The organism is Streptomyces sp. SID3212 (assembly GCF_009865405.1).
GTDB lineage: Bacteria > Actinomycetota > Actinomycetes > Streptomycetales > Streptomycetaceae > Streptomyces.
Genome location: NZ_WWJY01000736.1, coordinates 1 through 5858 on the forward strand (window position 1 = coordinate 1; position 5858 = coordinate 5858).

Consider the following 5858-nt stretch of genomic DNA (forward strand, 5'->3'; position numbering starts at 1 on the left):
CGCGCGCGGTCGGCGGGGGCCGCGGCGGCCCAGCGGGCCTGGGCGACGGTGGCCCGTACGACGGCGGTGTCGACCTGCTCCAGGGTGGTCGCCGCCACGGTGGTCACGACCTCGCCGGTGGCGGGGTTGAGGATCCGGTGTTCGGTGGGGTGGGGTGGGTGGTCGGTCGGGTGCGGCCGGTGGTCGCCGGGGTGCTGCCGGTCGCCGGAGTGCTGCCGGTCCTCGGTGGGGTGTAGCTCGGGCACGTCGTTCCTCACAGGCGTTCGAAGGAGCGGCGCAGCTCCCAGTCGGTCACCGCGGCGTCGTAGGCCTCGACCTCGACCCGCGCCATGTTGCGGTAGTGGGCGACGACCTCGTCGCCGAAGGCAGCCCGGGCGATGGGGCTGTTCTCCCACAGCTCGGCCGCCTCGCGCAGGGACGTCGGGACGCGGGCGTAGTCGGCGGTGTAGGCGTTGCCGGTGCACGCCTCGGGGAGGTCCAGCTCGTGCTCGATGCCGTACAGCCCGGCGGCGACCAGACCGGCGACGGCGAGATGCGGGTTGACGTCCCCGCCCGGCAGCCGGTTCTCGAAGCGCAGGGAGCGGCCGTGGCCGACGACCCGGAGCGCGCAGGTGCGGTTGTCGGTGCCCCAGGCGACGGCGGTGGGGGCGAAGGATCCGGGCTGGAAGCGTTTGTACGAGTTGATGTTCGGCGCGTACAGCAGGGAGAAGTCACGCAGCGCGGCGAGCTGGCCCGCGAGGAAGTGCCGCATGACGTCCGACATCCCGCCGGGGCCGTCACCGGCCATGGCGTTGGCGCCGTGCTCGTCCTGGAGCGAGAGGTGGATGTGGCAGGAGTTGCCCTCGCGCTCGTTGTACTTGGCCATGAACGTCAGCGAGACGCCCTCCTGCGAGGCGATCTCCTTGGCGCCGGTCTTGTAGACGGCGTGCTGGTCGCAGGTGACGAGCGCTTCGTCGTACTTGAATACGATCTCGTGCTGGCCCGGGTTGCACTCCCCCTTGGCCGACTCCACCACCAGCCCGGCGGCCGTCATGTCGTTGCGGATCCGGCGCAGCAGCGGCTCGATCCGGCCGGTGCCGAGGACGGAGTAGTCGATGTTGTACTGGTTGGCGGGGGTCAGGCCCTTGTACCCGCTGTCCCAGGCCTGCTCGTACGTGTCCTTGAAGACGATGAACTCCAGCTCCGTGCCGGCGTGCGCCGTGAAGCCGCGCTCGGCCAGGCGCTCCAGCTGGCGGCGGAGGATCTGGCGGGGCGCGGCGACGACGGGAGAGCCGTCGTTCCAGGCGAGGTCGGCGAGGAGCATCGCCGTACCGTCGTTCCAGGGGACGCGGCGCAGGGTGGAGAAGTCGGGACGCATCGCGAAGTCGCCGTAGCCGTGGTCCCAGGAGGACATCGCGTAGCCGTCGACGGTGTTCATCTCCGTGTCGACGGCGAGGAGGTAGTTGCAGCCCTCGGTGCCGTGCTCCAGGACCTCTTCGAGGAAGAAGGGCGCGGCGAACCGCTTGCCCTGGAGCCGCCCCTGCATGTCCGGGAAGGCCAGGACGACCGTGTCGATGTCACCGCTCTCGACCAGGATGCGCAGTTCCTCGACGCTCAGCGGGGGTGTGCGGTCTGCCACGGGATGGAGCCTCCTTCGGTCAGCCGGAAGCCATAAGGTATTCCTGGAGACCATTGATTGGGAAGGGGAAACGGCGACGTGGCGAAGAAGAACGAGCCGATGGACCCGTTGGAGCCACGGCCCGAACCGACGTCCGAAGCGACCACCCCCGATTCCGATCGCGCGATCCCGGACTCGCTGGCCCCGGTCCTGCGGCCCGTGCGGGCCGGCAACGGTTTCGAGGAGGCCCTGGAGCAGATCCTCCAGGTCGTCCGGCTCGGTCTGGTGCCGGCCGGTGAACGGCTGCCCGCCGAGCGGGAGTTGGCGGACCGGCTGCGGATCAGCCGGGTGACGCTGCGCGAGGTGCTCAAGGTGCTCCAGGACCAGGGGCTGGTGGAGAGCCGCCGGGGCCGGTACGGCGGTACGTTCGTACGCCCCCGGCCCGACACCCCGGCGGGCGGCGCCGAGGAGGAGCTGCGGCGGCGGGTGTCCGGGGTGGACATCGAGGACGTCCTGCGCTTCCGCGAGGTGCTGGAGGTGGGCGCGGCGGGGCTCTGCGCGACGCACGGGCTGGACGGGGAGCGGGCGGAGCGGCTTCGCGCGGCGCTCGCCGCGACGCACGACGCCCCGCTGGCGGAGTACCGCAGGCTCGACACCCTGCTGCACCTGACCCTGGCCGAGCTGTCCGGGTCGGCGACGCTGACCGCGCAGTACGCGGCCGTCCGGGCGACCGTCAACGACCTGCTGGACTGCATCCCGCTGCTCGTACGGAACTTGGAGCACTCGCAGCGGCAGCACACCGCGCTGGTGGGGGCGGTGCTCGACGGGGACGCGGACGGCGCGCGCGAGATGACGCGCGAGCACTGCGCGGGGACGGCGGCGCTGCTGCGGGGGTTCCTGGCCTGAGCGGTGGGCGTCGGCGGCATCACCGGCTGCCCTTACCCGTCACCACCAAGAAGTAACAGCCTGTTGACGCGGAGGTCTTGCGCGGAGCGGCACGGCCCGCAAAGGTGTGGCCTCACACCTTTGCCCCTCACGCCTTTCCCGCACCCCTTTGTCCCGCACCCCTCGCCCTCCCATCTTCACCCCTCATCCGGCACCACCGAGGCAGGAGCTGCTCATGAGCGACGGCACCGACTCGCGCGTCCCCACCACCCCGGCCGATTCCGTCCCCGGCGCGGGTCAGGGGCCAGGCCCCGGTCAGAGTCCCGGCCCTGGCCCCGGCACCGAAGACGCCGACTACCTGCGCCGCCGTACGCTGCGCCGAGGCAGCGCCGGCTGGCTGCTCCTCACCGGCCTCGGAGTCGCGTACGTCGTCTCCGGGGACTTCTCCGGCTGGAACCTCGGCCTCGCCGAGGGCGGCTTCGGCGGTCTCGCCGTCGCCACCCTCCTGATGGGCGTGATGTACGCCTGTCTCGTCTTCTCCCTCGCCGAACTCTCCGCCATCCTCCCCACGGCGGGCGGCGGTTACGGCTTCGCCCGGCGCGCGCTCGGCACCTGGGGCGGCTTCCTCACCGGTACGGCGATCCTCATCGAGTACATCCTGGCGCCCGCCGCGATCGCCCTCTTCATCGGCGACTACGTCGAATCGCTCGGCCTCTTCGGGCTGACGTCCGACTGGCCGGTCTACCTCGCCTGCTTCGTGATCTTCATCGGCATCCACCTGTGGGGCGTCGGCGAGGCCCTGCGCTTCAGCCTGGTGGTGACGGCCGTCGCCGTCGCGGCGCTGCTGATCTTCGCCGTCGGTGCGTTCACCGAGTTCGACACCGGGGGCCTGAACGACATCCCCGTCGACGAGGACGCCTTCGGCTCGGGCTCCTGGCTGCCGTTCGGCCTCCTGGGCATCTGGTCGGCGTTCCCGTTCGGCATGTGGTTCTTCCTGGGGGTGGAAGGGGTGCCGCTGGCCGCCGAGGAGGCCAAGGACCCGGTGCGTTCGATGCCGAAGGCCCTGTCGATCTCCATGGCGGTTCTGGCGCTGCTCGCCCTGATCACCTTCTTCGCCGCGACCGGCGCGCGCGGCTCGGCCGCCGTGGCGGACGCGGGCAATCCGCTGGTGGTCGCGCTCCAGGGCGACGGCGAGCCGACCGCGCTGAGCCGGTTCGTGAACTACGCGGGGCTGGCCGGTCTGGTGGCGTCGTTCTTCTCGCTCATCTACGCCGGTTCCCGGCAGCTGTTCGCGCTCTCCCGGGCGGGCTACCTGCCCCGGTTCCTCTCCCTCACCAGCCGCCGCAAGGCGCCGTACCTCGGTCTGCTCATCCCCGGTGCGATCGGCTTCGCGCTCGCGGCGGGCAGCGGGGACGGCGGGCGGATGCTGAACGTGGCGGTGTTCGGCGCGACCATCTCGTACGCCCTCATGGCGCTCTCGCACCTCGTGCTGCGCCGCCGCGAGCCGGGCCTTCCCCGGCCGTACCGCACTCCCGGCGGGACGCTCACCTCCGGCACGGCCTTCGTGCTGGCCCTGTCGGCGCTGGTCGCGACGTTCCTGGTGGACAAGGACGCGGCCTTCATCGCCCTGGGCGTGTACGTGGTCGCCCTCGCCTACTTCACCTTCTACAGTCGGCACCGGCTGGTCGCGGCGGCCCCGGAGGAGGAGTTCGCGGCGCTGGCGGCGGCGGAGGCGGAACTGGAACGGGGCTGACGGAGCTAACGGGGCTAACGGGGCTGACGGGGCTGACGGGGCCCACCGGCGGCACCGGCGACCACATCCGCGACCACATCCACTGGTGCGACACCGGCAACACAGACCCACGGAGGACCGACCCACATGAAGCCGCTCATCGGCGTCAGCACCTACCTGGAGGACTCCGCGCGGTGGGGCGTCTGGGATCTGCCCGCAGCCCTGCTGCCCGTCGGCTACCCGAGGCTCGTCCAGCGCGCGGGCGGCCTCGCCGCGATGCTGCCGCCCGACGACCCGGCCTCGGCGGCGTCCGTGGTGGCCCGGCTGGACGGGCTGGTGATCGCGGGCGGGCCCGACGTGGAGCCCGTACGGTACGACGCCGAGCCGCACCCGCTCACCGGGCCGCCGGCCCGGGAACGGGACGCGTGGGAACTGGCCCTGATCGAGGCGGCGTTGGCGTCCGGGACGCCGCTGCTCGGCATCTGCCGGGGCATGCAACTGCTGAACGTCGCCGTCGGCGGCACCCTCGTCCAGCACCTGGAGGGACACACCTCGACGGTCGTCGGCTCCTTCGGCGCGCACGCGGTGACGCCGGTGCCGGGCACGCTGTACGAATCCCTCGTCCCGGAGGAGACGACCGTACCCGCGCAGCACCACCAGTCGGTCGACCGGCTCGGGAACGGCCTGACGGTCTCCGCGTTCGCACCAGACGGCACGGTCGAGGCGGTCGAACTGGCCCCGCCCCACTGGGTGCTGGGGGTGCAGTGGCATCCGGAGATGGCGGAGGACACCCGGGTCATGGCGGCCCTGGTACGGGCGGCGGCGGGCGACGACACCTGAGCACGGGGGCGCGCCTGACGCGTGCGCGTGCGCGTTCGCGCGGGACCGCCCACAGCCAAGCGCCGCCCACCCGACCGGCGCGTCAGAGTCCCCTTGCCGTACGACGGCCCCCCGACGCCCCCGCACGTCGGACCACCCCGGGCCGGGGCCCCGCACCCCGCCGAACGGCCCGTCAGAGCGACAGGTCGGTCGGGGCACCCGGCCCGTCAGGACGCAGGGCGGGTCAGGACGCCCGCCCCCTCACGGCCCAGGGCACCTCAAGGCGCCCACCCCGTCAGGGCGCTCACCGCTCGCGACGGCACCCAGCTCCTAACGGCCTTCAGCGCCTCGGAGCTCACGGCCCGTCAAGGCACCCACCCCGTGACGGCGCCCCGCACGTCAGGGCTCACAGCACACGACGGCACCGGCCCGTGAGCCTCACAACACGTCACAGCACCAGGCGCGTGACGGCGGCCGGCCCATCAGGGCACCCCCGCGCGTCAGGGGCTACGGCACGCGACGGGGCCCGGCACGTAACGGCGCCCGGCGCGTCAGGGCTTACGGCACGTCAGGGCTGCGCTCGTGACGGCACCCGGGCTCCTAACAGCGTCCGGCGCGTTCGAGTTGACAGTGCGTCAGGACACTCGGCCCCTGACAGCACGCGACACGTCGTGGGCTCACGGCCCGTCAGGGCACCCGCCCTGTCACAGCAGCCGCCCCCTCGCGGCACCCGGCGCGGTACACCGCCCGTCGCGTCAGGGCACCTGCCACGGCGCGTCACGGCGCCCGGCCCGTCACGGCACGCGCCCCGTCAGGGCCAACGGC

General features: G+C 72.6%; 5 protein-coding genes. 3 read left to right on the forward strand and 2 right to left on the reverse strand.

The window, feature by feature from the left end; all coding sequences use genetic code 11:
• Positions 1–245: aldehyde dehydrogenase family protein (locus GT042_RS39890; RefSeq protein ID WP_272925743.1), on the reverse strand; the 245-nt coding region annotated here is incomplete at its 3' end.
• An 8-nt stretch (positions 246–253) separates the two neighbouring features.
• Positions 254–1618 carry a glutamine synthetase family protein gene (locus GT042_RS22350; protein ID WP_161310507.1) on the reverse strand — a complete coding sequence of 455 codons (1365 nt, stop codon included), beginning with the start codon at positions 1616–1618 and terminating at the stop codon, positions 254–256.
• A 165-nt stretch (positions 1619–1783) separates the two neighbouring features.
• Between GT042_RS22350 and GT042_RS22355 the strand changes: the two genes are divergently transcribed.
• The 3 genes from GT042_RS22355 to GT042_RS22365 all read left to right on the forward strand — a co-directional run bounded on the left by GT042_RS22355 (position 1784) and on the right by GT042_RS22365 (position 5054).
• Complete coding sequence (locus GT042_RS22355) at positions 1784–2503, forward strand: FCD domain-containing protein (protein WP_161310511.1); 720 nt, start codon at positions 1784–1786, stop codon at positions 2501–2503.
• Positions 2504–2717: 214 nt separating this feature from the next.
• Complete coding sequence (eat, locus tag GT042_RS22360) at positions 2718–4235, forward strand: ethanolamine permease (protein ID WP_161310508.1); 1518 nt, start codon at positions 2718–2720, stop codon at positions 4233–4235.
• A 126-nt stretch (positions 4236–4361) separates the two neighbouring features.
• Entirely contained in the window at positions 4362–5054 is a 693-nt protein-coding gene (locus GT042_RS22365) for a gamma-glutamyl-gamma-aminobutyrate hydrolase family protein (RefSeq protein ID WP_161310509.1), read from the forward strand.
• The last annotated feature ends 804 nt before the right edge of the window (positions 5055–5858 follow it).